Origin of the sequence: Agrobacterium sp. CNPSo 2736 (assembly GCF_004005385.1) — a bacterium.
GTDB classification, from domain to species: Bacteria; Pseudomonadota; Alphaproteobacteria; order Rhizobiales; family Rhizobiaceae; genus Agrobacterium; species Agrobacterium leguminum.
Map to the genome: position 1 here is coordinate 38,911 of NZ_RZTX01000001.1, position 25,900 is coordinate 64,810.

Below are 25,900 nucleotides of genomic sequence, written 5' to 3' on the forward strand. Positions count from 1 at the left end.
CGACCATGACGCAAAAACTCGTCATCATCGGCAATGGCATGGCGCCGGGGCGCATGCTGGAGAACCTGTTCGAAACCGCCCCCGGCCTTTACGACGTCACCATTTTCAACGCCGAGCCGCGCGTCAATTACGACCGCATCATGCTCTCGCCGGTGCTCTCAGGCGAAAAGAGCTATGAAGACATCGTCATCCACGATGACGAATGGTATGCGGCTAACAATGTCACGCTGCACAAGGGCGCAAAGGTCACCGGCATCGACCGCGACAGGAAGACCGTGAGCAGCGAAAACGGCATAACGGTTTCCTACGACAAGCTGGTGATCGCCACCGGTTCGTCGCCCTTCATCATTCCCGTCCCCGGCCATCAATTGCCGGGCGTGCTCGCCTACCGCGATCTCGACGATGTGACGAAGATGCTGGCGATCGCCGAGGGCAAGGGCCGTGCCATCGTCATCGGCGCTGGTCTTCTCGGGCTGGAGGCCGCCTATGGCCTGAAGCGTCAGGGCATGGATGTCACCGTCATCCACCTGATGCCGACGATCATGGAGCGTCAGCTCGACCCGGCAGCGGCCTATCTTCTCGAAAAAGCGCTCAATGAGCGCGGCATCGACATCATCACCAAGGCCAATACCAAATGCATTCTCGGCGAGGAGAAGGTCGAAGGCATCGAGCTGGAAGACGGCCGGGTCATCAAGGGCGATATGGTGGTAATGGCTGTCGGCATCCGTCCTGCCTCGGGTCTTGCCAAGGAGGCCGGCATCGCCGTCAATCGCGGCATCGTGGTGGATGACGGCATGATGACGTCGGACGCCTCGATCTATGCGCTTGGCGAATGCGCCGAGCATCGCGGCATGTGTTATGGCCTCGTTGCGCCGCTTTATGAATCGGCGCGGGTGCTGGCAGACCGGCTGTGCGGCGGTTCGGCCGAATATCATGGCTCCGTTACCAATACCAAGCTGAAGGTCACCGGCATCAACCTGTTTTCCGCCGGCGATTTCGCAGAAGGCGACGACCGCGAGGAAATCGTGCTGCGCGACGCCACCGCAGGCGTCTATAAGCGCCTGATCCTCAAGGAAAACCGCATCATCGGCGCGGTTCTCTATGGCGAGACGGCGGATGGGTCGTGGTTCTTCGATCTGATGAAGAAATCGACCGATATTTCCGCCATGCGCGAAACCCTGATCTTCGGCCAGGCCTATCAGGGAGGGTCGCCGCTGGACCCTATGGCGGCCGTTGCAGCCTTGCCGGATGATGCGGAAATCTGCGGCTGCAACGGCGTCTGCAAGGGCAAGATCACCTCGGCCATCACTTCCAAGGGGCTGACGTCGCTGGATGATGTGCGCGCCCACACGAAGGCATCCGCCTCCTGCGGCAATTGCACCGGCCTTGTCGAGCAGCTGATGACGATAACGCTCGGCGACAGCTATAATCCCGCTGCCGTGCAGCCCATGTGCAAATGCACCGATCTCGGCCACGACGATGTGCGCCGTCTGATCAAGGCCAAGGGGCTGAAGACCATCCCAGCCGTAATGCAGGAGCTGGAATGGAAGACCTCCTGCGGCTGCGCCAAATGCCGGCCGGCGCTCAATTATTACCTCGTCTGCGACTGGCCGGATGAATATGCCGACGATTACCAGTCCCGTTTCATCAATGAGCGCGTCCACGCCAATATCCAGAAGGACGGCACCTATTCTGTCGTACCGCGCATGTGGGGCGGCGTTACCTCTTCCTCCGAGCTCCGGGCGATTGCGGACGTGGTCGACAAGTTCGAAATCCCGATGGTGAAGGTAACGGGCGGCCAGCGCATCGATCTTCTCGGCATCGAGAAGGAGGATTTGCCGGCGGTCTGGGCCGATCTCGGCAAGGCCGGCTTCATTTCCGGTCAGGCCTACGCCAAAGGTTTGCGCACGGTCAAAACCTGCGTCGGCCAGCAATGGTGCCGCTTCGGCACGCAGGATTCCACTGGGCTTGGCATTCGCATCGAAAAATTCATGTGGGGCTCGTGGACACCCGCCAAGCTGAAACTTGCCGTTTCCGGCTGTCCGCGCAACTGCGCGGAGGCCACCTGCAAGGATATCGGAGTGATCTGCGTCGATTCCGGTTTCGAGATCCATTTCGCCGGCGCCGCCGGTCTCGATATCAAGGGCACGGAAGTTCTGGGTCTTGTCAAAACCGAAGATGAGGCGCTGGAGCACATCGTGGCGCTGACGCAGATGTATCGCGAACAGGCGCGCTATCTCGAGCGCATCTACAAATGGGCAAAGCGCATCGGTTACGACGAAATCCGCCGCCAGATCATGGACGATGCGGAAAAGCGCAAGGCCTATTTCGATCGCTTCGTCTTCAGCCAGAAATTCGCGCAGGTCGATCCCTGGTCGGAACGCGTATCCGGCCACGACAAGCACGAATTCAGGCCGATGGCGGCAATCGGTTTCAGTGAGGCGGCGGAGTGAGAACGATGGACAGCAACTGGATCGATATTGGCGATATCTCCGACATTCCCCTGCGCGGCGCGCGTTGCGTCAAAACGCCGATGGGCAAGATCGCCGTGTTCCGCACGGCGGAAAATCAGGTCTTCGCCATCGAGGACCATTGCCCGCACAAGGGCGGGCCGCTGAGCCAGGGCATCGTGCATGGCGCTTCGGTGACCTGTCCGCTGCACAACTGGGTCATTTCGCTGGAGACCGGCAAGGCGCTTGGGGCGGATGAGGGCGAGGTGCGGACCATTCCGGTGCGTAATCTGGATGGAAGGCTTTCGATAGCGCTCGAAACCCTGATGATTGCGGCGGAGTGAATTGCGATGGCGGTGGCTTTACCCCCCTCTGCCCTGCCGGACATCTCCCCCTCAAGGGGGGAGATCGACAAGCGGAAGGCTCCTCGTTCCCTCTCCACCGGCGACGACGCCAGTTGTGAATGGAAGTTTGTGCCGCGATTGATCTCCCCCCTTGAGGGGGAGATGTCCGGCAGGACAGAGGGGGGTAACCGCCGCAGACTGAGAGGGCAAACCCATGCCCGTTGAGACAAAAACCACCTGTCCCTATTGCGGCGTCGGCTGCGGCGTCATCGCCACTGTCAAAGACGATGGCGCGGTGTCCGTCAGAGGCGATCAGGACCACCCCGCCAATTTCGGCCGGTTGTGCTCCAAAGGTTCGGCTCTGGCTGAAACCATCGACCTCGACGGTCGCCTGCTCCACCCCGAAATCAGCGGCAGACGGGCGGCATGGAACGAAGCGCTTGATCTCGTCGCTTCCCGGTTCTCTCAAGCCATCGCCGAACACGGCCCGGATTCGGTTGCCTTTTACGTCTCCGGCCAATTGCTGACCGAGGATTATTACCTCGCCAACAAGCTGATGAAGGGTTTTATCGGCTCGGCCAATATCGATACCAATTCAAGGCTCTGCATGTCGTCTTCCGTCGCCGGCCATCGCCGTGCCTTCGGGGCCGATACGGTGCCGGGCACCTATGAGGATATGGAGCTTGCCGATCTGGTGATCCTCACCGGTTCCAATCTCGCCTGGTGCCATCCGGTGCTTTACCAAAGGCTTGCGGCGGCAAAGGCGGCGCGGCCGGAAATGAAGGTCGTCGTTATCGATCCGCGCCGGACGATGAGCGCCGATATTGCCGACATGCACCTCGCCATCCGCCCGGATGGAGACGTGGCGCTGTTTACCGGCCTGCTGGCGCATCTTTCCGACAGCAGCGCAATCGATCGCGATTATGTGGAAAGTCACACGGCCGGTTTTGATGCAGCGATGCAGGCCGCAAGCGAGCATAGTCTGCCGGAGATCGCCGAGGCCACCGGCCTGACAGTCGCCGAACTGATTTCCTTTTACGAATTGTTCGAAGGCACCGAAAAAACCGTCACCTGTTACAGTCAGGGCGTCAACCAGTCGCAGAGCGGTACGGACAAGGTTAACGCGATCATCAATTGCCACCTTGCCACCCGCCGCATCGGCAGGCCGGGCATGGGGCCGTTTTCGCTGACCGGCCAGCCGAACGCCATGGGCGGGCGTGAGGTCGGCGGGCTGGCCAATATGCTGGCCGCCCATATGGCCATTGAAAATGTTGAGGATCGCGACCGCGTGCAGCGTTTCTGGTCCTCACCCGCCATTGCGCAAAGGCCCGGCCTGAAGGCGGTGGATATGTTCCGTGCGGTGGCCGATGGCCGCATCAAGGCGCTCTGGATCATGGCGACCAACCCTGTCGTTTCCATGCCGGATGCCGGTGCCGTCGAGGCGGCCATCAGGGCCTGTCCTTTCGTCGTCGTGTCCGATATCATGGCGAGTACCGATACGGCCCGTCATGCCCATGTGCTTCTGCCATCACTCGGCTGGGGGGAAAAGGATGGCACCGTCACGAATTCCGAGCGGCGCATTTCCCGCCAGCGCGGTTTTCTCGCGGCACCCGGCGAAGCAAAAGCGGACTGGTGGCAAATGGCGGAAGTGGGCCGGCGCATGGGGTTCGGCACGGCCTTCGCCTATGGCCAGCCATCGGAGATTTTTGCCGAACATGCCGCTCTTTCCGGCTTTGAGAACGCGGGGAGTCGCGATTTCGATATCAGCGGTGTCGAGCGGAATTCCTACGATGCGATGACGCCGTTTCAATGGCCGAAGGCCGGACCGGGCGACGCCGTCGTTACCCGCTTTTTCGCCGATGGGCGGTTTTACCATGCCGATGGCAAGGCGCGGTTCATCGCCACCGCTTTGCCGGAGACGGGCAGAACATCGGCGGATTATCCGCTGACGCTGAATACCGGCCGTATCCGCGATCAATGGCACACCATGACCCGCACGGGCAAAAGTGCGCGCCTTACTGCACATATCGCCGAACCCTTCGCCGAGCTTCACCCGCACGATGCGCAGACGCTGGGTGTCGAAAGCGCCGATCTTGTGGAGCTGGAAAGCCCCCATGGCAAGGTTCTGCTGCGGGCGCTGGTCAGTGAAAGGCAGGCGCGCGGCTCGGTATTTGCGCCGATGCACTGGAACGATCAGTTCGCGTCGCAGGCGCGCATCGATGTCGTGGTTGCCCCGGTGACGGACCCGCATTCCGGCCAGCCCGCCTCGAAAAACGTGGCGGTGAAGGCACGGCGCTTCGAAGCGAAAGCCTATGGTTTCGCCATCTCCCGCATCCGGCCGGGTGCGCCGGATTGTGCCTATTGGGCCACGGCCAAAGCCGATGGCGGCTATCGCATGGAGCTTGCCTTTGTCGAGGAGCCGCAGGACTGGACACTCTGGGCGCGGCAGGTCTTCGGCATAGAGGCCAGGATCGAGCCGCTGGGTTACAGCGACCGGCAGACGGGCGACCTGCGCCTTGCCTTCTTCGACGGCGATATCCTGCTGGCGGCCCTGTTCATCGCCAGGGAGCCGGTGGCCGTTGCCCGCAACTGGGCGATCTCGCAACTTGCCGAGCGCCATGAGGATCTGCGCATGCGTTTTGCGCTGGTCGCTGGTCGCCCCGGTGCCGGCCGCGCCGATCCGGGCGCCACCGTCTGCTCCTGCTTTAATGTGGGGGTGAACCAGATAACGGCTGCGATCCGCGACGGCTGCCATAGCGTCGAAGCCATCGGCAAGGCGTTGAATGCCGGAACCAATTGCGGCTCCTGCCGCGCCGAAATCAGGGGGATCATCGATGGATGCCTTAAAACCGCAGCGGAATGAACCGGCTCGCATGGAAAGGCTCGCCAAGTTGCCGGTCTTCTGGGGGCTTGAGGGTAAACGCGTGGTGCTGGCGGGCGGATCGGATGGGGCCGCCTGGAAGGCGGAGCTGCTGCTGGCCTGCGGGGCGGAATTGCATCTTTATTGCGAGGCAAGCGAGCTGTCGGAAAGCTTTGCAGCGCTTGTCGCAAAAGGCCAGATGCTGAGATGGCATGACCGTCCGTGGGGGCCGGATATTTTCGAGGGTGCGGAACTGGCGCTGGCGGATTGCGAGACCGATGCGGAAGCCGCGAGCTTCTGCGATGCCGCGCGGGCGGCCGGCGTTCCCGTCAATATCATCGACAAGCCGGAATTCTGCCAGTTCCAGTTCGGCTCCATCGTCAATCGCTCGCCGGTGGTGGTGTCTATCTCCACCGATGGCGCAGCACCCATTCTGGCGCAGGCCATCCGCCGGCGCATCGAGACATTGCTGCCGCTTTCGCTGAAGGACTGGGGCGCGCTTGCCCAGACAATCCGCGAGCGCGTCAATCTGCGGCTCGCTCCGGGTGCGTCGCGGCGTTCTTTCTGGGAAAAATTCGTCGATCGCGCCTTTACCGAGAGGTTGGATGAGGGCAGCGAGGAACGGCTGCTTGCGGATATCGGAATGCAGGTTGCGCGGGCAGGATCGGGGCGCGGCCTTGTAACGCTTGTGGGCGCCGGACCGGGCGATGCCGAACTACTGACGCTGAAAGCGGTGCGCGCTTTGCAGGCCGCCGATGTCATCCTGTTCGATGATCTCGTTTCAGCCGAGGTGCTGGAAATGGCGCGGCGGGAGGCGAAGCGCATGCTGGTGGGCAAGCGCGGCGGCCGGGAAAGCTGCAGGCAGGAAGATATCAATGACATGATGATCCGCCTCGCCAAGGCCGGCAAACGGGTGGTGCGGTTGAAATCCGGCGATCCAATGATTTTCGGGCGCGCCGGCGAGGAGATCGCCGCGCTGGAGGCTGAAAATATCCCGGTCGAGATCGTCCCCGGCATCACCGCCGCAAGCGCCATGGCCTCGCGCCTGGGTGTTTCCCTGACCCATCGCGACCATGCCCAGTCGGTTCGCTTCGTCACCGGCCATTCCCGGCAGGGAAAGCTGCCGGAGAATATCGACTGGCAATCCCTGTCGAACCCCTCCGTGACCACCGTTTTTTATATGGGTGGGCGAACCGCGGGCGATATCCAGTCCTGCCTGCTCGCCCACGGAATGCCCGCTTCGACGCCCGTCGTCGTGATGATTTCCGTCAGCCGCGCCAATGAGCAACGATGGTGCGGTTCGCTTGCGCAACTGGCTGTCGCGGTAGAGAGACTGGGTGTGAACGAACCTGTGTTGATCGGCATCGGGGATACGTTCCATGCCGCTTCCGCGGCATTTTCGGTTACCGGCAGTGAGGAAGCCTATTCTGTCTCTGTACAAAAAGCGGGCTAACAAGATTTTTGACAGTTTCCGCTAACCGGCGATCCTTCCCGCCGTACACCCTCCCTTGACATTGGTTTTTCGTTCGCTCTTCAATAAAACGAAAAAATTGAAAGAGGAGGGAGGGTGAAATGCTGCTCACACCGCGTCAGGATGAAATCGTTGCGCTGGCGAAAGCGAACGGGCGGGTGCTGGTCGACGAGCTGGCGGCGCGGTTCTCAGTCACTCCCCAGACGATCCGCAAGGACCTGAACGATCTCTGCGATACGCGGGTTCTGACCCGCATCCACGGCGGCGCGCTTTTCCCAAGCGGCAATGAAAACGTCAAATACGAGGCGCGTCGGGCGATCGCCTCTTCCGAAAAGCAGGCGATCGGCGCCGCCGCTGCCGCCCTCATCCCCAACAACTCGTCACTCTTCATCAATATCGGCACGACGACCGAAGCCGTGGGCGAAGCGCTGGCGGATCATCACGAGTTGATGGTCATTACCAACAACATCAATGTTGCCAACAGGTTGAGGGTCTTTCCCGGTATCGAGGTGGTGATTGCCGGCGGTGTCGTGCGCGGTTCCGATGGCGGTATCGTCGGCGAGGCGGCGGTGGATTTCATCCGCCAGTTCAAGGTGGATTTTGCCGTCATCGGCGTTTCGGCCATCGATGAGGATGGTGCTTTGCTGGATTTCGACTTTCGTGAGGTCAAGGTCGCGCAGGCAATCATCTCCAATGCGCGCCATGTCATTCTGGTGTCGGATTCGCTCAAATTCGAGCGCACGGCTCCGGTTCGTATCGGCCATCTTTCCCAGGTGCATACTTTCATCACCGATCATTGTCCGGTGGATTCGATCCGGTCCATCTGTGCCGATCATGACGTCCGGTTGATCGAAACCGAGATGGCCGAGTCCTGATCGGGACGGCCCATGAATTTCGTTTGACATTCGTTTTGTCTTCGAATTAGATGTCCATGCTTTCAGTATATCGATGAGGAGAGCGTCGATGAAAGCGCGGGAGGATCCATGTCTGACGAGGCAATCCACGATATTTTCGTGATCGGCGGCGGTATCAATGGCTGCGGCATCGCGCGTGACGCCGTCGGCAGGGGCTATTCCGTCGCACTTGCGGAAATGAACGATTTCGCCTCCGGCACCTCGTCCGCCGCCACCAAGCTTATCCATGGCGGTTTACGTTATCTCGAACATTACGAGTTTCGTCTGGTGCGCGAAGCGCTGATGGAACGTGAGGTGCTGTGGGCCATGGCGCCGCACATCATCTGGCCCATGCGCTTCGTACTGCCGTTCCAGAAAGGTGGCGTGCGCCCGGCCTGGCTCGTGCGCCTCGGGCTATTTCTTTACGACCATCTCGGCGGCCGCAAGCTTCTGCCCGCGACCCGCTCGCTCGATCTGCGCCGCGATCCCGCCGGGAAACCTTTGAAACCGATTTTTGCCCGCGCCTTCGAATATTCGGATGGCTGGGTGGACGATGCCCGCCTGGTGGTGCTGAATGCCCGCGACGCCGCCAATCGCGGCGCGCTCATCCTCAACCGCACGCAGGTGGTTTCAGCCCGGCGCGAAGGCGCCTTCTGGCGGGTCGAAACGAAAAATGCCGCCGGAGAGGCCAAGACCTATCGGGCGCGCATGCTGGTAAATGCCGCGGGTCCCTGGGTGGACAAGGTGCTGTCCTCGGCATTCGGCAAAAACAACGTCCATAATGTCCGCCTGGTGCAGGGCAGCCACATCATCGTGCGCAGGAAATTTTCCGATCCGCGTGCCTATTTTTTCCAGAATCCGGACGGGCGGATCATCTTCGCCATTCCCTATGAACAGGACTTTACGCTGATCGGCACGACGGATCGCGACTATACCGCCGACCCCCGGGCTGTTAAGATCAGCGGCGAGGAGATCAGCTATCTTTGCAATGCGGCGAGCGAATATTTCGCTGAACCGGTGGAGCCGGCGGATATCGTCTGGACCTATTCCGGCGTGCGCCCGCTGTTCGATGACGGGGCATCGAAGGCGCAGGAAGCGACCCGCGATTATGTGCTGAAAACCGAAGGGGCGGAAGGCGAAGCGCCGCTTCTCAATATTTTCGGCGGCAAGCTCACCACCTATCGGCGGCTTGCCGAACATGCTCTTGAAAAAATCGGCGATGCGCTGGGTGAAAAGGGCGCGCCATGGACGGCGGGCTCGCATTTGCCGGGTGGAAATTTTGGCGCCGAGGCCTACACCGCGGAAGTTTCGGCGCTGCGGTCGCGTTATCCCTTTCTTGAAGAGCGTCATGCGGAGCGGCTTGTGCGCTGCTACGGAACGGATGCGGCGGTGCTGATCGGCAATGCGACAGAGGCGGCGGCGCTGGGGCGGTATTTCGGCGGTACGCTCTACGAGGCTGAGGTTCGCTGGCTGATGGCGCGGGAGTGGGCGCTGACGGCGGAGGATATTCTGTGGCGCCGCACCAAGCAGGGGCTCTTTTTTACCCCGGAAGAGGTGCGTGGGCTGGAGGATTATGTCGAAGACATTGCAGGTGGGCGCTTAAGGGCAATCTGACGATCCGGATAAAAGCGGAGGAGGCTTTGGATCACCATGCTTGAATTGCGAAACGTCTCTAAGATGGTGGGCGGTGAATATCATATTCACCCGACCGATCTGACGTTGCAGCGCGGAAGCCTGAACGTCCTGCTTGGACCGACACTTTCGGGCAAGACGACGCTGATGCGGCTGATGGCCGGGCTGGACAAGCCGAGCGCCGGCTCGATCTTTTTCAATGGCGAAGATGTGACGGGATGGCCGGTGCAGAAGCGCAACGTCGCCATGGTCTATCAGCAGTTCATCAACTATCCGGCGCTCAGCGTTTACGAAAACATCGCCTCGCCCATGCGTGTTGCCGGCAAGGACCAGGGGACCATCGACAGGGAAGTGAGGAAAGCCGCCGAGCTTTTGAAGCTGACACCCTATCTAGACCGTACGCCGCTCAATCTTTCCGGCGGTCAGCAGCAGCGCACAGCACTCGCCCGCGCCATCGTCAAGAACGCCAATCTGGTGCTGCTCGATGAGCCGCTGGCCAATCTCGATTACAAGCTGCGCGAAGAGTTGCGCGAGGAACTGCCGCGCATTTTCGCCGAATCCGGTGCCATCTTCGTTTATGCCACCACCGAACCTTCCGAGGCGCTGCTTTTGGGCGGCAATACCGCAACGCTCAACGAGGGCAGGGTAACACAGTTCAGCCGTACCATCGAGGTTTACCGGCGTCCGGTGGATATCGTCACCGCGGAAATTTTTGCAGACCCGCCGCTCAACACCATCGAGGTCGTCAAGGCGGGCGGTGCATTCACCCGTGCCGACCAGGCGGTGATTGCGGTGCCGGCGCATCTTGCCGCCGTGCCGGATGGACCTTTGACCATCGCTTTCCAGCCGCATCATCTTTTCCCGCAGGCGAAGGGCGAGGCCCGCCAGTCGATCCGGGCGCGGACGCTGATTTCGGAAATCGCCGGATCGGAAAGCTTCGTGCATGTGGAATTTTCGGGCCGGCGCTGGGTCATGCTGGCGCATGGCATTCACGACATCGAGCCGGACAGGGACATAGAGCTGTTTCTCGATACTAAACACTTGATGGCCTTTGACGCGAATGGCCGCGCCATCGGCGAAGCGGCTTGAGGGAGATCGGTCATGGCACGCATCACGCTCGATCACATCCGCCACGCCTATAACGCAAAGGCGCAGGCTGCCGGCGACTATGCGCTGAAGGAAGTCCACCATGAATGGGAGGACGGTGGCGCCTATGCGCTGCTCGGCCCTTCAGGCTGCGGCAAGACCACGCTGCTCAACATCATTTCCGGGCTGCTGCGCCCCTCCGAAGGCCGCATCGCCTTTGACGGAACGGACGTCACGGATTTCGCCACTGAAGACCGCAATATTGCGCAGGTATTCCAGTTCCCGGTCGTCTACGACACGATGACGGTCTATGACAATCTGGCCTTTCCGCTGCGCAACCGGCATGTGCCGGAAGCCGAGGTGGACCGTCGGGTGCGGGAAATCCTCGAAATGACCGATCTTTCCGGCATGGCCAAACGCCATGCGCGTGGTCTGACGGCGGATCAGAAACAGAAGATTTCGCTGGCGCGCGGTCTGGTGCGGTCCGATGTCAACGCCATCCTCTTCGACGAGCCGCTGACGGTGATCGACCCGCATATGAAATGGGTGCTGCGCTCGCAGCTGAAACGGCTGCACCGCCAGTCCGGTTTCACCATGGTTTATGTCACCCATGACCAGACCGAAGCGCTGACCTTCGCCGACAAGGTTGTGGTCATGTATGACGGGCAGATCGTCCAGATCGGCACGCCGGCTGAGCTTTTCGAACGGCCGGGACATACCTTTGTCGGTTATTTCATCGGCTCGCCGGGCATGAATGTGCTGCCCGCCAGTATCGACGGCGCGACCGCAATGGTCGGCGGCCTTGGTGTTCCGCTGGCCGGTGCGCCAAAGGTTGACGGAGCGCAACGCATCGAGATCGGCATCCGCCCGGAATTTGTCCGGCTGGAACGGGGCGGCATGCCCATCACTGTCGACAAGGTCGAGGATATCGGCCGGCAGAAGATCGTGCGCGCCCGGTTCGCCGGCCAGAAACTCGCGATCGTCGTTGCCGAAGACGAGGAAATCCCGGCGGAAGCGGGTGTTCGCTTCGATCCGGCCGCCATCGGCGTCTTCGCCGACTCGTGGCGTGTAAAGATGGGGGCCTGACCATGGAAAAGAGCTGGAACAACAAGGCGTGGTTCATGGTGCTGCCGGTGCTGGTGCTGGTCGCCTTTTCCGCCGTCATTCCGCTGATGACCGTCGTGAATTATTCCGTGCAGGATACGTTCGGCAATAACCAGTTCTTCTGGGCGGGAACACAATGGTTCGAGGAAATTCTGGCCTCGGACCGTTTCTGGGATGCGCTGGGGCGCAACCTGCTGTTCTCCGGCATCATTCTGGCGATAGAAATTCCGCTCGGCATCTTCATCGCGCTCAAGATGCCGAAATCCGGCATCGGTGTGCCGATCTGCCTCGTCACCATGGCGCTGCCGCTGCTGGTGCCATGGAATGTCGTCGGCACAATCTGGCAGGTTTTCGGCCGCAGCGATATCGGCCTGCTCGGTTATTACGCCAATCAGCTCGGGCTCGATTACAACTATGTCAACGATCCGGTCGATGCGTGGATCACCGTCGTCATCATGGATGTCTGGCACTGGACGAGCCTTGTCGTGCTTTTGTGCTATGCCAGCCTCGTTTCCATTCCGGATGCCTATTATCAGGCAGCCAGGATCGATGGCGCGTCACGTTTTGCGGTGTTCCGTTACATCCAGCTGCCGAAGATGAAGCGGGTGCTGCTGATCGCTTTCCTGCTGCGCTTCATGGACAGTTTCATGATCTATACCGAGCCTTTCGTCGTCACCGGCGGCGGCCCGGGCAATTCCACCACCTTCCTGTCCATCGATCTCGTGAAGATGGCGCTCGGCCAGTTCGACCTCGGGCCGGCGGCGGCCATGTCGCTGATCTACTTCCTCATCATCCTGCTGCTGTCCTGGGTGTTCTACACCGTCATGACCAGCCACGACGCGGAGACTTGAGACATGAGCGCCTCGAATGTCACCACAAGCGTGGAGCGCAACGGCATCGGTAGTTCGCCGGTGAGAGCCACTGCGACGGGACGATCCGGGCTTGCCGTCAATGCGCGGCGTCGCCACCATGGGCCGTCGCGTTTTTCCTGGCTGGTGCCGACGATCTACATCCTGCTGCTGCTTGTTCCGATCTACTGGCTCGTCAATATGAGCTTCAAGACGAACACGGAAATCGTCTCCTCTATGACGCTTTATCCGCATCAGCCGACGTTGCAGAACTACCGGACGATCTTCACCGATTCATCCTGGTATTCGGGCTATATCAATTCGATCATCTATGTCGTGATGAACATGGTGATCTCGGTCGCAGCGGCGCTGCCGGCGGCCTACGCTTTCTCGCGTTATCGTTTTCTGGGCGACAAGCACCTGTTCTTCTGGCTGCTAACCAACCGCATGGCGCCGCCCGCCGTCTTCGCGCTGCCCTTCTTCCAGCTCTATTCGGCTTTCGGGCTGATCGACACGCATATCGCCGTGGCGCTGGCGCATTGCCTGTTCAACGTGCCGCTGGCGGTGTGGATTCTCGAAGGTTTCATGTCCGGCGTGCCGAAGGAAATCGACGAGACCGCCTATATTGACGGCTATTCCTTCCCGAAATTCTTCGTGAAGATTTTCATGCCGCTCATCGCTTCCGGCATCGGTGTCGCCTGCTTCTTCAGCTTCATGTTCTCGTGGGTGGAGCTTCTGATCGCCCGCACGCTGACGACAACGGACGCCAAGCCGATTGCCGCGACCATGACGCGCACCGTCTCTGCCGCCGGCATGGACTGGGGCCTGCTTGCCGCCGCCGGCGTGCTGACACTGATCCCCGGCGCGCTGGTGATCTGGTTCGTGCGCAATTACATCGCCAAGGGCTTCGCGCTCGGGAGGGTTTGACCATGACGAAGATGCCCGATTTTACCTGGATGGCGTGGACTTGGCAGACGGCGGCCTTTTTCGGCGCCATCGCGCTGCTGCTCGTCGGCATGTGGTTCTGGGAATATCTCTCGCCCGGCGGAAATCCCCGCTTCGGCCTCTTGCGCTTCGAGACCACGCGCGGCGACAGGCTGTTCATCTCGCTGCTCGGCAGCGCCTTCATTCATCTCGCATGGCTCGGGCTGGTCGGCCCGAACCTGTGGTGGGCTCTCGCTCTATCCTTGGTTTACGCCATCGGCGTTTTCCGTTTTGTCTAGAGCAGGAAAACGGTGCGGCGGAGGAAAACCGCACCCGCAGACTTCATGCAATCGCAAACCCCTGGGAGGACTGATATGCGACGGCATCTGATGACGACGACGGCGGCCATGCTGCTGGCAATGACGGGTTCCGCTTTCGCCGGAATGGAGGAAGCAAAGCAGTTTCTGGACAAGGAAATCGGCGATCTTTCGTCGCTTTCGCGTGGCGATCAGGAAAAGGAGCTGCAATGGTTTGTCGATGCCGCGAAACCCTTCGCGGGCATGGAAATCAAGGTCGTTTCCGAATCTCTGACGACCCATGAATATGAATCCAAGGTTCTGGCTCCGGCCTTCACCGCCATTACCGGCATCAAGGTCACGCACGACCTGATCCAGGAAGGTGACGTCGTCGAAAAAATCCAGACCCAGATGCAGACCGGCCAGAACCTTTATGACGGCTGGGTCAACGACAGCGACCTTATCGGCACGCATTGGCGCTACCAGCAGGTGCGCAACCTGACCGACTTCATGGCCAATGAAGGCAAGGACGTCACCAATCCCGGCCTCGACCTCAAGGACTTCATCGGCAGCGCCTTTACGACGGCGCCGGACAAGAAGCTCTACCAGCTTCCCGACCAGCAATTCGCGAACCTCTACTGGTTCCGTTACGACTGGTTCAACAACGAAAAGAACAAGGCCGATTTCAAGGCCAAATACGGTTATGACCTCGGCGTGCCGGTCAACTGGTCGGCCTATGAGGATATTGCCGAATTCTTCACCGGCCGCGATGTCGACGGCAAGAAGGTCTTCGGCCATATGGATTACGGCAAGAAGGATCCGTCGCTCGGCTGGCGCTTCACCGATGCCTGGCTCTCCATGGCCGGCAACGGCGACAAGGGCCTGCCGAACGGTCTGCCGGTCGACGAATGGGGCATCAAGGTCAACGACAAGTCGCAGCCGGTCGGCTCCTGCGTGGCGCGCGGCGGCGATACCAACGGTCCGGCTTCGGTCTATTCCATCGAGAAATATCTCGAATGGCTGAAGAAATATGCGCCGCCCGAAGCACAGGGCATGACCTTCTCCGAATCCGGTCCGGTGCCGGCGCAGGGCAATATCGCCCAGCAGATCTTCTGGTACACGGCGTTTACCGCCGATATGGCCAAGCCCGGCCTGCCTGTCGTGAACGAGGACGGTTCGCCGAAATGGCGTGTCGCACCTTCGCCTCATGGCGTCTACTGGAAGGACGGCATGAAGCTCGGTTATCAGGATGTGGGTTCGTGGACGCTGATGAAATCCACCCCCGACGACCGCGCCAAGGCCGCCTGGCTCTACGCGCAGTTCGTGACCTCCAAGACCGTGGATGTGAAGAAGAGCCATGTGGGCCTGACCTTCATTCGCGACACCACCATCCACCACAAGAGCTTCACGGATCGCGCGTCCAAACTCGGCGGTCTCATCGAGTTCTATCGTTCGCCGGCCCGCGTGCAATGGTCGCCGACCGGCACCAACGTTCCGGATTATCCGAAGCTGGCGCAGCTGTGGTGGCAGGCGATCGGCGATGCTTCGTCGGGTGCGAAAACCGCGCAAGCCGCGATGGACTCTCTTTGCGCCGAGCAGGAAAAGGTCATGAGCCGTCTGGAACGCGCCGGCGTGCAGGGCGATATCGGCCCGAAACTGGCGGAAGAGCACGATATCGAATACTGGAACAAGGATGCCGTTTCGAAGGGCAATCTGGCGCCGCAGCTGAAGATTGCCAACGAAAAGGAAAAGCCGGTCACCGTCAATTACGACGAACTGGTCAAAAGCTGGCAGAAGTGATGTCTGCGTAAAATCTGAAACCGGGGCGGCTTGCCGCCCCGGTCAATGCGTCTGAAAGGGAGTGGCATGATGGGCGGTTATATTCTGGCGATCGATCAGGGAACGACATCGACACGGTCGATGGTCTTTGATCGCGACATGCGGGTCATCGGTGTCGGACAGCGAGAATTTCCGCAACATTTTCCGGCCTCCGGCTGGGTCGAACACGATGCCGAGGATATCTGGAAAAGCGTGCTCGAAACCATCCGGCTCGCACTTGCCGATGCCGGCATCGCCGCCTCCGATATCGAGGCGATCGGCATTACCAACCAGCGCGAAACGACGGTGCTGTGGGACCGGAACACGGGCGAGGCCGTGCATCGGGCGGTGGTCTGGCAGGATCGCCGTGCCGCTCCCGTCTGCGAGGATTTGAAAAGAAGGGGGCTGGAGCCGCTTTTTTCGAAAAAGACCGGTCTGCTGCTCGATCCCTATTTTTCCGGCACCAAGTTGAAATGGCTTCTCGATAGTGTCAGCGGCCTTCGCGAAAAAGCTGTGAAGGGCGAAATCTGCTTCGGCACCGTCGACAGTTTCCTGATCTATCGACTCACCGGCGGCCGTCGCCATGTGACCGACGCCACCAATGCCTCGCGAACGCTGATCTACAATATCGAAGACAACGCCTGGGATGATGAACTCCTGTCGATCCTCGACATTCCCCGCGTCATGCTGCCGGAGGTGCTGGATTGCGCCGCCGATTTCGGTGTGACGGATAAATCGCTGCTGGGCGCGGAGATTCCGATCCTCGGTGTGGCTGGAGATCAGCAGGCAGCCGTGATCGGCAATGCCTGCTTCGAACCGGGCATGATGAAATCCACCTACGGCACGGGCTGCTTTGCGCTGCTCAATACCGGCACGGATCGCGTCGCTTCCACCAACCGGCTGCTGACAACCATCGCTTACCGTCTCGACGGTGTAACCACCTATGCGCTGGAGGGCTCGATCTTCATTGCCGGTGCCGCCGTGCAATGGCTGCGCGATGAGCTCGGTTTCATCTCGGTCGCTTCCGAGGTCAGCGCGCTTGCGGAAAAGGCCGACGCCAATCAGCGCGTCTATCTGGTTCCGGCCTTCACCGGCCTTGGCGCACCCTATTGGGACGCGGAAGCGCGTGGCGCGATTTTCGGGCTGACGCGTGGCACTGGTCCGGCGGAATTCGCCCGCGCGGCGCTGGAAAGCGTCGCCTATCAGACCTTCGACCTGCTGGACGCCATGCGCAAGGACTGGGCGGGTGACAATGGCAAGACGGTGCTCCGGGTCGATGGCGGCATGGTCGCTTCCGATTGGACCATGCAGCGGCTGGCGGATATTCTTGCGGCGCCGGTCGACCGGCCGGTCTTCCTGGAAACAACCATTCTCGGGGCGGCCTGGCTTGCCGCCTCGCGCGCCGGCATCTGGCCGGACCGCAAGGCCTTTGCTGAACATTGGCGGCGTGACCGCCGTTTCAGCCCCGCAATGGAAGAGGCCGAACGGAAAGACGCCATTGCCGGCTGGCGCGACAGCGTCGGCCGCTGCCTGTCGCGACGGGAGAATTGAACAGGCTATACGAAACTGCCGGGTGCGATGCTCTTGCTGGAAACGAGATCGGAAAGGGCGCGCACCAGCTTCGCATCCGCGCCCTTGCTCGGTTGAAGCACGAATTCCACGTCCTCCAGCGGCGGTAGCACGCCTGCGGCAATCTCCTTCAGGCCTGCCGGCGCCATGCTGCGCGGCTGCACCAGAATTCCCATGCCCGCCCTTGCTGCGGCGGTCAACCCGCTGAGACTGCCGCAGGTGCAGACGATTCGCCAGGCGAGGCCGGCCCGGTCTAGTGCCTCCTGCGCCGCCTTTCGGGTAATGCTCGGCGGCGGAAAGGCGATCAGCGGCAGGGCGTCCGGCTGGTTCAGCATCCGCTCCGGGTCCCGCGCCAGCCACACCAGCGGCTCGCGGTAGAGGAAATGCCCGAGCTTGTCGCCGAGACGGCGTTTGGCGAGCACCACATCCAGTTCGCCATTGTCCTGCATCTGGTAAAGCACGCCGCTCAGCGAAACCGTCAGTTCCAGATCCACGAGGGGATAAAGCCGGATGAACTCTTCCAGAATGGCGGTCAGCCGACTGGCGACGAAATCTTCCGAAACGCCAAGTCTCAACCGCCCGCGCAGACGGTTCTCGCTGAACAGCGACGACACCTTGCTGTCGATTTCCAGCATGTTGCGGGCATAACCGAGCAGCGCCTCACCTTCACCCGTCAGTTTTACCTGATGGGTGCTGCGCGCGATCAGCCGGCGGCCAAGTGCGACCTCAAGCCTTTGAATATGCTGGCTGACAGTGGACTGGCCAATCCCCAGCCGTTCGGCCGCCAGCGTGAAGCTGCCGGTCTGCTGAAGCATCACGAAGCTCGCAAGATGTTGAAGGTTCAGCATTATCCTGAATCGCGATAACTGTTAATCTTTGCATCGGAATTCATGATGAGCGATAGTAGCGCGCGTTTCAAGCAAAACCGATGCCGGAAAGACCTCCCATGACCCGCTTCCTACCTGATCGCTTCACCATGATGCTGGTCGCCACCGTGATTTTGGCCTCCATTTTGCCGATCAGCGGTGAGCCGGCGGAATATTTCGGGCTGGCGACAAAACTCGCGATCGCGTTGTTGTTCTTCCTCCACGGCGCGCGGCTTTCCCGGGATGTGGTGATTGCCGGTATCCTGCACTGGCGCCTGCATCTGGCGATCCTTCTCGTCACCTTCGGCCTGTTCCCGCTGCTCGGCGTGGCAATCGGCTTCATTCCCGAGAATATTCTGCCTGCGCCGCTTTATATGGGTGTGTTGTTCCTCTGCGTCCTGCCATCCACCGTGCAGTCCTCCATTGCCTTCACCTCCATGGCGGGCGGAAACGTGCCGGCTGCGATCTGTTCGGCCTCGGCTTCGAATATTTTCGGCATGTTCCTGACCCCGCTGCTGGTCGGCCTGCTGTTTACGGTGGGCGGCCATGGCGGTGGATTTTCGCTGGATGCGTTCCTGCAAATCTTCCTGCAACTACTTTTGCCCTTCATCGTCGGTCAGGTGCTGCAGCCGTGGATCGGCGACTGGATCAGGGCGCGCAAGAAATTGCTGGCTCCGGTCGATCGCGGCTCCATCCTGATGGTCGTGTATCTGGCCTTTTCGGATGCCGTGATCGAAGGCATCTGGCAGACGTTTTCCTTGCGCGATATCGGTGTGGTCATCGTCATCAACATCGTGCTTCTGGCGCTTGTTCTCTGCGTGACGATGTTCGGCAGCCGCGCGCTCGGTTTCGACAAGGCGGATGAAATCACCATCACCTTCTGCGGATCGAAGAAGAGCCTTGCCAGCGGCGTGCCCATGGCGGGTGCGATTTTCGCCGGCCAAAGCATTGGTGCAATCGTCCTGCCGATCATGCTTTTCCACCAGATCCAGCTGATGGTCTGCGCGGTGCTGGCCCAACGTTATGCCAGAAAGGCCCATGAAAAAGCGGCCATATCGGAAGCCGCTGCCGCAGAAGGCGCGGTAGTCTCCACCCGCTGAAGAGCGAATTTTCATCAAACAAAAACGGCCCCTTTACGGGGCCGTTCGTTTGAGGTCCGGATCGGTTTAGTTGACCTGGGCCGGCGTGATCTGGGCTTCGATCGTTTTCGGCGCATCGGCGCTGTCGGACGAGATCGCGATGCGGCGCGGTTTCATGGCTTCCGGAATGTTGCGGACGAGATCGATGTGAAGCAGGCCGTTCTTAAGGGAGGCGGTCTGGACTTCGACGTGATCGGCCAGCTGGAAGCGGCGTTCGAAAGCGCGTGTGGCAATGCCGCGATACAGGAACTCACCTTCGGATGACTTCTCATCTGCGGCCTTCTCGGCCTTCACCGTCAGCGTATTCGCACGGGATTCGATGCTGAGTTCAGTTTCATCGAAACCGGCAACGGCCATGGTGATGCGATAGGTGTTTTCGCCGGTCCGCTCGATATTGTAGGGCGGATAGGACTGGGCCTGTTCGGGCTGGCCGAGGCCGTCAAGCATCGAAAAAAGACGGTCGAAGCCGACGGTGGAACGATAGAGGGGGGAAAAATCAACGTGACGCATGGTGTCCTCCTTAAGAAGCGACTGTTTGCGGTTAAGCCCGGCGTCCCGTTCTGGCGACGGCCGGACATGTGGCGCGGTCCCGTTCTGGCGACCGCATGAATGAGATGGGAATGGCCTGCCGCTGCGTCAAGGGGGCGTGAAAAGGCGAAAGCAACATGAACCATGGCTGAACGTCAGGTTCCGGCATCGTTCAGTTTGAGAGCCATAAAACATCGGTCATCGGAGACATTCTCCGTGGACAGAAGCAATAACGTCCCTTCTTCTTCTGTCTTATTCGCCGGAACCGCGACTGCTTTAACCGACGGTTCCGGCAATTTTTTCTTTGACCTTCCCGCGCCGCCGACCTATCCCGAAAAGGCACAAAAGCCGGAAAAGACCGATGATCGAAGCCACATTGCGCGAGAGCGAAGACAACCCGGTTCCCGGCAACCATACCGTCGGATATTTTACCGGCGATCGCGGCAAACAGCTTCGCTATGCGATCTTTCGCGCCAGCCGCCAGGTGGCCCGCGGAACCGTGGTTTTGCTGCATGGCAGGAACGAATGTATCGAGAAATATTTCGAAACGGTTAGCGATCTCACCGCCATGGGTTTCTGGGTTGCGACCTTCGATACGCGCGGGCAGGGCGGTTCCGAAAGATTGCTGAAAAAACCGGGTGCCGGGCATGTGCGGCGGTTCTCCGACTACCAGCGTGATATCAGCCTTTTTCTCGAACAGGTGGTGTTGCCGGATACGCGGCTGCCATTCTTCATGATCGCGCATTCCACCGGCGCGCTTGCAGCGCTTGCCGCCGCACCCGGCCTGTCGAACCGGATCGACCGTCTCGCGCTTTGTTCGCCCTTCATCGAGCTGGACAGCCAGCAATCCGTCCCCTCATCCGTCATTCGGGCGGTGGCGACGGCTCTAAGTCTCGTTGGCCTTGGACGGGTCCAGCTCGGCAAGGATCAGCGGGAGCGGGATTTCGACGGCAATCCGCTCACCTCGGACTCCAGACGTTTTGCAAGAAATCTCTCGCTGCACAGGCAGTTTCCGGAACTTTTCATCGGCGCGCCGACGGCGCGCTGGGTCTATGAGGCGCTGAAGACCATGGGACGGGTGGTCCGTCAGGACCATCTGACCAATATCACCATTCCGACCCTTATTCTGGCGCCGATGCTGGATACCATCACGCCCTATAAGGCGCAGGAAGAACTCTCACGCAATTTCCGGGCAGCGCAGCTTCTTCCGATCACCGGTGCGCGCCACGAATTGCTGCATGAGCGCGATGTTTTCCGTAAACAGGCGCTGGCGGCCATCGACGCGTTTTTCGCGCCGGAGTGATGGCCGCTTAAGCGGGCTACCTTAGAGTTTTGAGAGAATGGCGAGCGCCTGTTCGTGCACTGCCTTTGAGCCGGCTGCGAGAATGCGTCCGCCATTTTCCGGACGTCCGCCATCCCAGGTCGTCATGATGCCGCCGGCCTGCTCGATCACAGGGATCAACGCGCCGACATCATAGGGCTTCAGGCCCGATTCGATCACCAGGTCGACATGCCCGGCCGCAAGCAGGCAATAGGCGTAACAATCCACGCCGTATCGGAAAAGACGGACCTGATCCTGCACCTTTTCGTAGAAGGGCTTTTCTTCCGCGGTGAAGATGTGGGGGCTTGTGGTGAACAGCACTGCGTCTGACAGCGAAGCACAGTCGCGCGTGCGGATTTTCCGCTCGCCATCCGGCCCGAAATACCATGCCGCCTCGCCATCGGCGAAATAACGCTCTTTGGTGAAGGGCTGGTCCATGATGCCCATGGCGGCGCGGCCGGCTGACTGGAAACCGATCAGCGTGCCCCAGACCGGCACGCCGGAAATGAAGGCGCGGGTGCCGTCAATCGGGTCGATGACCCAGATATGCTCGCGGTCGAGACCGACATTGCCATGTTCTTCGCCCAGAATGCCATGCTGCGGAAAGCGGGCTTCGATCAGCGCGCGAATGGCTGTTTCTGCGGCCTGATCGCCTTCCGTCACTGGATCGTAGCCGCCATCCTGCTTGTTGGCGACGGCAATGCCCGTGCGGAAGCGGGGAAGCGTTTCTGCGCTGGCGGCGTCGGCAAGTTTGAAGAAGAAATCCCGGTCGGGCAGCATGCGAAACCTCATTGCCTGAATATTGGGTCTGAATTCCATTGGGGCAATGCATAGACCGGAATCGCATCCGCCGTCCACTCATACGAATGAAGGCACCGGCGTTTCCATATTTTCAGCATAAGCCTAAAAAATATGCATAAAATAAAATGATTGACAATTGTGCAATTACTGCGTAGCGTCATCCTACAGTCTTTGACTGTAAATACCCTCCTTGGGTGTTTCCTCCCTAGACTTGACCGCGCCAAGGCGCGGTTTTTTTTGTCCGGCGGGCCGCCAGACGATCCGGGATAAAAGATTGAAATAGCGGATGATTCGCGCTGCTATTCGGCAGCGAGCGACGTTTCTATCGCGTATTCGGAAACGAAGGCGCCGAGCTGGCGCATGAAGATTTCAAGGGACGCCTGAATGGCAGGAAAATCGGCTTTTTTCAAAAGCGTCTTTTCGTCCACGTAAAGCGCCCGGTTGACCTCGATCTGCAGCGCATGGAGAGAGCGGATGGGCCGGCCATAATGTTCGGTGATGAAGCCGCCGGCATAGGGTTTGTTGCAGACTGCGACGAAACCCAGTTCCTCAAGAAAATGCAGCGCGGCGCGGGAGACTTCCTGGGATGCGCTGGTGCCGTAGCGATCGCCGATGATCACATCCGGCCTGAGATTCGAGCCGGCGACGCGGATATTGCCCGGCATGGAATGGCAGTCGATCAGCACCGCCATTCCGAAATTGGCGTGGGTGCGAGACAGCAGGCGGCGCAGGCAGGCATGATAGGGCTTGTAGATCGTCTCGATCCGCGAAAGCGCCTCGTCGACCGGCAGGCGGTGGGCATAGATATCCATATTCTCGGCGACAATGCGCGGCACTGTTCCGAGACCGCCGGCGACCCGCATGGAGCCGATATTGGCATAAGGCGGAAGCGTGCCTTCGAACATGCGGGGATCGAGTTCGTAGGGCTCGCGATTGACGTCCAGATAGGCGCGCGGGAAATTCGCTTTGAGAAGCGGCGCGCCGATCTCCGGTGCCGCCGCGAACAGCTCATCGACGAAGTGATCTTCGGAGCGGCGGATCTCGTGCGAATCGAGCCTTGCCGACTCCAGGAAGGAAATCGGGTAGCAGCGGCCGCTATGGGGGGAATTATAGACGAATGGCAGGGTTTGAACGGAAGGTTCCGTTACTTCGAACAGCTCATATTCACCCGTTATCCAGTCCATTCAGGGTCATTTACCATGTCGCAAAACTATCAGGACGTTCATGTTGCCAGTTACGGCGCGGCAAGTCCATACTATCGCCCAATCAGCGCTATACCGATTCACGTGTTCACAGGATATTTACCGTGAAAATCCTATAATCGGGCTAGGGTATTCCAAACATTGAGTAGTTACGGTCACTTATGATGAATCAGAAAATTCTTCTCGCTGAAGACGACAACGATATGCGCCGCTTCCTCGTCAAGGCGCTGGAAAAAGCCGGTTACAAGGTTTCTTCCTTCGACAATGGCGCCAGCGCCTATGATCGGCTTCGCGAAGAGCCATTTTCGCTTCTGCTGACCGATATCGTCATGCCCGAAATGGACGGCATCGAGCTTGCGCGGCGCGCGACCGAACTCGACCCGGACCTCAAAGTCATGTTCATTACCGGCTTTGCAGCCGTTGCGCTGAATGCCGATTCGAAGGCTCCGAAGGACGCCAAGGTGCTTTCCAAGCCGTTCCATCTGCGCGATCTGGTGGATGAGGTCAACAAACTCCTTGTGGCGTAAGGCCTCTCAAAAAACCTTCACAAAACCGAAAAAAAGCAGTTGACGCATGAACCGGTTTTGTGGTCTATCCGCCGCCACGGAGGGCGTGTAGCTCAGCGGGAGAGCACTACGTTGACATCGTAGGGGTCACAGGTTCAATCCCTGTCACGCCCACCATCCGAATTCTTAAGTATCAAGGCCTTGCGAGAGATCGCAGGGCCTTTTTGCATAGTGGCCCCAGCGGGTGACACTTGCATCTGCCTTACCGTTTTTGACGCCACGCGTTCGGAGATAAAATTAGTATCCCGCACGTATTTCACGAGAGATCGACCCCGGTTCCGATTTCTGCTCTGGGGGTATTCAGGTCAGGCGTCGACAGTCCGGACATTGAAAGAGCATCGATGAGGTTACGGCGCTTTACAATAAGGCGTTCGAACCGGCTGTAGGTCATCAACACATGGGGTGGCTTATCGCGATCTGCAGTGTCACAGGTCCTGCTTGGGCGGTTTTCTTTGTCTGCTGCAGTCATGGCTTCCCATCAACTCACAATTTATTGTTGTTGCGCTTCGGAGCAATATCGCCTTGTTTGTAGACTCAAAATCTTCACGGGGAGAGAAAACGATGTCCATAAAAACAACAACTCGCGCCGCTCTGCTGGTAGGATCGCTTCTGATTGGGGCGAGTTCTGCACTTGCAGAAACAGTTCTACACCGCGGCAATGCCGGCGAACCGCAAACGCTCGATCAGGCACAGACCTCGATCAACATCGAAGAATTTATCCTGAAAGACCTTTATGAAGGTCTCACCATTTACGACGCCGCCGGCAAGATCGTCCCCGGTACGGCGGAAAGCTGGACATTGTCTGACGATGGTACCGTCTACACGTTCAAACTGCGTGCGGATGCGAAGTGGTCGGATGACACGCCGGTAACGGCCGGAGATTTTGTGTTCTCCTACCAGCGCGTCGAAGACCCAAAGACCGCAGCAAAATATGCAAATATCCTTTACCCGATCAAGAACGCCGAAAAGATCAACAAGGGCGAAATTGCCGTTGACCAGCTTGGCGTGAAGGCAGTGGATGACAAGACCCTTGAAATCACGCTCGAGCGCCCGACCCCTTTCTTCCTTGAGCTCCTTGCTCACCAGACGGCTCTGCCAATCTCAAAGGCGAGCTACGAAAAGAACGGCGCCAACTTCGTAAAACCGGGCGTCATGGTCTCGAACGGCGCCTATAAGCTCGAAACGCATGTACCCAATGACAGCCTGACGGTCGTCAAGAACACCAGTTTCTGGGACGCACCGAACACCAAGATCGACAAGGTTATCTTTTACCCGATCGACGACCAGGCCGCATCCGTTCGTCGTTTCGAAGCAAAGGAAATGGACCTCGCGTACAACTTTTCTGCGGACCAGATCGACCGTCTGCGCACGTCCTATGGCGAGCAGGTTCACGTTTCGCCGACGCTTGCGACCTACTACTACACCTTCGATACCCGCGAAGCCCCATATAACGACGTCCGTGTTCGCCAAGCCCTGTCCATGGCGGTGGACCGCGATTTCCTCGCCAAGGAAATCTATGGCGGTTCTCAGATCCCAGCCTACTCCATGGTTCCCCCGGGTATGGAATCTTACGGAGAGCCGGCGAAGGCTGATTTTGCCACGCTGTCGCAGCTTGATCGTGAGGACGAAGCCCTCAAACTTATGAAGGAAGCGGGTTATGGTGAGGGCGGCAAGCCGCTTTCCATCGAAATCCGTTACAACACAAACCCGAACCATGAACGCGTCGCGACAGCCATCGCGGACATGTGGAAAAACACCTTCGGCGCAAATGTGTCGCTGGTGAACCTCGACGTCGCCTCACACTATGGATACCTGCAGGAAGGCGGCAAATTCAACGTGGCGCGCGCCGGGTGGGTTGCCGACTATGCGGATGCTGAAAACTTCCTTGCGCTTTCAGTTTCCTCCAACAAGACCTTCAACTATTCCAAGTTCAACAACGCGGAATATGATGCGCTGCTGCAAAAATCCTACGACGAAAAGGATCCTGCAGCACGTTCCAAGCTGCTTCATGAAGCGGAGACCATTCTTATGAAGGAGCAGCCGGTTGCCCCGCTTCTGACGCAGGCCGACCTTTGGCTGGTTTCCAATCGCGTCAAGGGTTGGGTAGACAATGCTGCCAACGAACACCTCAGCCGCTTCCTGAGCGTTTCCGAATAAGCAGCAGTGGCACGGTGGCCAACAC

The 25,900-nt window shown here is 59.5% G+C and carries 21 protein-coding genes, 1 tRNA gene and 1 pseudogene; 18 read left to right on the forward strand and 5 right to left on the reverse strand.

Annotated elements, in window-relative coordinates:
- The first annotated feature begins 5 nt into the window (after nt 1-5).
- From nirB to glpK, 13 genes are all read left to right on the forward strand, one after another.
- Nucleotides 6-2,453 carry a nitrite reductase large subunit NirB gene (nirB, locus tag EM858_RS00175; protein ID WP_127755418.1) on the forward strand — a complete coding sequence of 816 codons (2,448 nt, stop codon included), beginning with the start codon at nt 6-8 and terminating at the stop codon, nt 2,451-2,453.
- Between the two features lie 5 nt (nt 2,454-2,458).
- The gene (nirD, locus tag EM858_RS00180; RefSeq protein WP_003519747.1) at nt 2,459-2,794 is read left to right on the forward strand and encodes a nitrite reductase small subunit NirD; all 336 of its coding nucleotides are present in this window, start codon (nt 2,459-2,461) and stop codon (nt 2,792-2,794) included.
- Between the two features lie 214 nt (nt 2,795-3,008).
- Nucleotides 3,009-5,657 carry a nitrate reductase gene (locus tag EM858_RS00190; RefSeq protein WP_127755419.1) on the forward strand — a complete coding sequence of 883 codons (2,649 nt, stop codon included), beginning with the start codon at nt 3,009-3,011 and terminating at the stop codon, nt 5,655-5,657.
- On the forward strand, nt 5,629-7,107 hold the full coding sequence (gene cysG / locus EM858_RS00195) for a siroheme synthase CysG (protein ID WP_164865259.1): 1,479 nt from the start codon (nt 5,629-5,631) through the stop codon (nt 7,105-7,107). Before EM858_RS00190 ends, cysG begins: the two co-directional genes overlap by 29 nt.
- A 119-nt stretch (nt 7,108-7,226) precedes the next feature.
- Nucleotides 7,227-8,000: a DeoR/GlpR family DNA-binding transcription regulator gene (locus EM858_RS00200; protein WP_127755421.1), complete on the forward strand. Its 774-nt coding sequence runs from the start codon at nt 7,227-7,229 to the stop codon at nt 7,998-8,000.
- 108 nt (nt 8,001-8,108) lie between these two features.
- A complete protein-coding gene (locus tag EM858_RS00205; protein WP_127755422.1) occupies nt 8,109-9,632 on the forward strand; it encodes a glycerol-3-phosphate dehydrogenase in 1,524 nt (507 codons plus the stop codon).
- A 36-nt stretch (nt 9,633-9,668) separates the two neighbouring features.
- The gene (locus tag EM858_RS00210; protein WP_127755423.1) at nt 9,669-10,739 is read left to right on the forward strand and encodes an ABC transporter ATP-binding protein; all 1,071 of its coding nucleotides are present in this window, start codon (nt 9,669-9,671) and stop codon (nt 10,737-10,739) included.
- 12 nt (nt 10,740-10,751) lie between these two features.
- Nucleotides 10,752-11,822 (forward strand): ABC transporter ATP-binding protein, encoded by a 1,071-nt coding sequence (locus EM858_RS00215; protein ID WP_059758107.1) that lies wholly within the window; start codon nt 10,752-10,754, stop codon nt 11,820-11,822.
- A 2-nt stretch (nt 11,823-11,824) separates the two neighbouring features.
- Nucleotides 11,825-12,691, forward strand: a complete 867-nt coding sequence (locus EM858_RS00220; RefSeq protein ID WP_003519739.1) for a sugar ABC transporter permease — start codon at nt 11,825-11,827, stop codon at nt 12,689-12,691.
- A 3-nt stretch (nt 12,692-12,694) separates the two neighbouring features.
- A complete protein-coding gene (locus EM858_RS00225; RefSeq protein WP_003519737.1) occupies nt 12,695-13,615 on the forward strand; it encodes a carbohydrate ABC transporter permease in 921 nt (306 codons plus the stop codon).
- Between the two features lie 2 nt (nt 13,616-13,617).
- Nucleotides 13,618-13,911, forward strand: a complete 294-nt coding sequence (locus EM858_RS00230; protein ID WP_003519736.1) for a DUF2160 domain-containing protein — start codon at nt 13,618-13,620, stop codon at nt 13,909-13,911.
- A 75-nt stretch (nt 13,912-13,986) separates the two neighbouring features.
- Nucleotides 13,987-15,708 carry an ABC transporter substrate-binding protein gene (locus tag EM858_RS00235; RefSeq protein WP_003519735.1) on the forward strand — a complete coding sequence of 574 codons (1,722 nt, stop codon included), beginning with the start codon at nt 13,987-13,989 and terminating at the stop codon, nt 15,706-15,708.
- Nucleotides 15,709-15,777: 69 nt separating this feature from the next.
- Entirely contained in the window at nt 15,778-17,277 is a 1,500-nt protein-coding gene (gene glpK / locus EM858_RS00240) for a glycerol kinase GlpK (RefSeq protein ID WP_127755424.1), read from the forward strand.
- 5 nt (nt 17,278-17,282) lie between these two features.
- Here glpK and EM858_RS00245 read toward each other — a convergent pair whose 3' ends face one another.
- On the reverse strand, nt 17,283-18,143 hold the full coding sequence (locus EM858_RS00245; protein ID WP_127755425.1) for a LysR family transcriptional regulator: 861 nt from the start codon (nt 18,141-18,143) through the stop codon (nt 17,283-17,285).
- 98 nt (nt 18,144-18,241) lie between these two features.
- On the opposite strand from EM858_RS00245, the gene EM858_RS00250 reads away from it, so the two are divergent.
- Entirely contained in the window at nt 18,242-19,261 is a 1,020-nt protein-coding gene (locus EM858_RS00250; protein ID WP_127755426.1) for a bile acid:sodium symporter family protein, read from the forward strand.
- Nucleotides 19,262-19,327: 66 nt separating this feature from the next.
- Here the strand turns inward: EM858_RS00250 and hspL are convergent, their stop codons facing one another.
- Nucleotides 19,328-19,810 (reverse strand): heat shock protein HspL, encoded by a 483-nt coding sequence (gene hspL, locus EM858_RS00255; protein ID WP_035225150.1) that lies wholly within the window; start codon nt 19,808-19,810, stop codon nt 19,328-19,330.
- Nucleotides 19,811-20,189: 379 nt separating this feature from the next.
- On the opposite strand from hspL, the gene EM858_RS00265 reads away from it, so the two are divergent.
- Nucleotides 20,190-21,131: an alpha/beta hydrolase gene (locus EM858_RS00265; RefSeq protein ID WP_127755427.1), complete on the forward strand. Its 942-nt coding sequence runs from the start codon at nt 20,190-20,192 to the stop codon at nt 21,129-21,131.
- Between the two features lie 21 nt (nt 21,132-21,152).
- On the opposite strand, the gene hisN is transcribed toward EM858_RS00265, so the two are convergent.
- Nucleotides 21,153-21,929 carry a histidinol-phosphatase gene (gene hisN, locus EM858_RS00270; RefSeq protein ID WP_127755428.1) on the reverse strand — a complete coding sequence of 259 codons (777 nt, stop codon included), beginning with the start codon at nt 21,927-21,929 and terminating at the stop codon, nt 21,153-21,155.
- A 320-nt stretch (nt 21,930-22,249) separates the two neighbouring features.
- Nucleotides 22,250-23,134: an N-formylglutamate amidohydrolase gene (locus EM858_RS00275; RefSeq protein WP_127755429.1), complete on the reverse strand. Its 885-nt coding sequence runs from the start codon at nt 23,132-23,134 to the stop codon at nt 22,250-22,252.
- Between the two features lie 182 nt (nt 23,135-23,316).
- Here EM858_RS00275 and EM858_RS00280 point away from each other — a divergent pair, with 182 nt between their 5' ends.
- Together EM858_RS00280 and EM858_RS00285 are read left to right on the forward strand one after the other, a co-directional pair.
- Nucleotides 23,317-23,679 carry a response regulator gene (locus EM858_RS00280; RefSeq protein ID WP_003497910.1) on the forward strand — a complete coding sequence of 121 codons (363 nt, stop codon included), beginning with the start codon at nt 23,317-23,319 and terminating at the stop codon, nt 23,677-23,679.
- A gap of 81 nt (nt 23,680-23,760) precedes the next feature.
- A tRNA-Val gene (locus EM858_RS00285) sits at nt 23,761-23,835 on the forward strand.
- A gap of 139 nt (nt 23,836-23,974) precedes the next feature.
- On the opposite strand, the pseudogene EM858_RS27355 reads toward EM858_RS00285, so the two are convergent.
- Nucleotides 23,975-24,183: pseudogene (locus EM858_RS27355) on the reverse strand (type II toxin-antitoxin system Phd/YefM family antitoxin).
- Between the two features lie 96 nt (nt 24,184-24,279).
- Here EM858_RS27355 and EM858_RS00295 point away from each other — a divergent pair.
- Entirely contained in the window at nt 24,280-25,875 is a 1,596-nt protein-coding gene (locus EM858_RS00295; protein ID WP_127755880.1) for a peptide ABC transporter substrate-binding protein, read from the forward strand.
- Nucleotides 25,876-25,900 lie beyond the last annotated feature (25 nt).

Excerpts from the sequence above, each read along its gene's own strand:
- EM858_RS00275 (WP_127755429.1), bottom strand. The coding sequence starts at position 23,134 with ATGGACTGGATAACGGGTGAATATGAGCTGTTCGAAGTAACGGAACCT.
- hisN (WP_127755428.1), bottom strand. The coding sequence starts at position 21,929 with ATGCTGCCCGACCGGGATTTCTTCTTCAAACTTGCCGACGCCGCCAGC.
- nirB (WP_127755418.1), top strand. The coding sequence starts at position 6 with ATGACGCAAAAACTCGTCATCATCGGCAATGGCATGGCGCCGGGGCGC.
- EM858_RS00215 (WP_059758107.1), top strand. The coding sequence starts at position 10,752 with ATGGCACGCATCACGCTCGATCACATCCGCCACGCCTATAACGCAAAG.
- EM858_RS00295 (WP_127755880.1), top strand. The coding sequence starts at position 24,280 with ATGTCCATAAAAACAACAACTCGCGCCGCTCTGCTGGTAGGATCGCTT.
- EM858_RS00265 (WP_127755427.1), top strand. The coding sequence starts at position 20,190 with ATGATCGAAGCCACATTGCGCGAGAGCGAAGACAACCCGGTTCCCGGC.
- hspL (WP_035225150.1), bottom strand. The coding sequence starts at position 19,810 with ATGCGTCACGTTGATTTTTCCCCCCTCTATCGTTCCACCGTCGGCTTC.
- EM858_RS00280 (WP_003497910.1), top strand. The coding sequence starts at position 23,317 with ATGAATCAGAAAATTCTTCTCGCTGAAGACGACAACGATATGCGCCGC.
- EM858_RS00220 (WP_003519739.1), top strand. The coding sequence starts at position 11,825 with ATGGAAAAGAGCTGGAACAACAAGGCGTGGTTCATGGTGCTGCCGGTG.
- EM858_RS00245 (WP_127755425.1), bottom strand. The coding sequence starts at position 18,143 with ATGCTGAACCTTCAACATCTTGCGAGCTTCGTGATGCTTCAGCAGACC.
- EM858_RS00205 (WP_127755422.1), top strand. The coding sequence starts at position 8,109 with ATGTCTGACGAGGCAATCCACGATATTTTCGTGATCGGCGGCGGTATC.
- EM858_RS00235 (WP_003519735.1), top strand. The coding sequence starts at position 13,987 with ATGCGACGGCATCTGATGACGACGACGGCGGCCATGCTGCTGGCAATG.
- EM858_RS00190 (WP_127755419.1), top strand. The coding sequence starts at position 3,009 with ATGCCCGTTGAGACAAAAACCACCTGTCCCTATTGCGGCGTCGGCTGC.
- EM858_RS00230 (WP_003519736.1), top strand. The coding sequence starts at position 13,618 with ATGACGAAGATGCCCGATTTTACCTGGATGGCGTGGACTTGGCAGACG.
- cysG (WP_164865259.1), top strand. The coding sequence starts at position 5,629 with ATGGATGCCTTAAAACCGCAGCGGAATGAACCGGCTCGCATGGAAAGG.
- EM858_RS00200 (WP_127755421.1), top strand. The coding sequence starts at position 7,227 with ATGCTGCTCACACCGCGTCAGGATGAAATCGTTGCGCTGGCGAAAGCG.
- EM858_RS00210 (WP_127755423.1), top strand. The coding sequence starts at position 9,669 with ATGCTTGAATTGCGAAACGTCTCTAAGATGGTGGGCGGTGAATATCAT.
- glpK (WP_127755424.1), top strand. The coding sequence starts at position 15,778 with ATGGGCGGTTATATTCTGGCGATCGATCAGGGAACGACATCGACACGG.
- EM858_RS00250 (WP_127755426.1), top strand. The coding sequence starts at position 18,242 with ATGACCCGCTTCCTACCTGATCGCTTCACCATGATGCTGGTCGCCACC.
- nirD (WP_003519747.1), top strand. The coding sequence starts at position 2,459 with ATGGACAGCAACTGGATCGATATTGGCGATATCTCCGACATTCCCCTG.
- EM858_RS00225 (WP_003519737.1), top strand. The coding sequence starts at position 12,695 with ATGAGCGCCTCGAATGTCACCACAAGCGTGGAGCGCAACGGCATCGGT.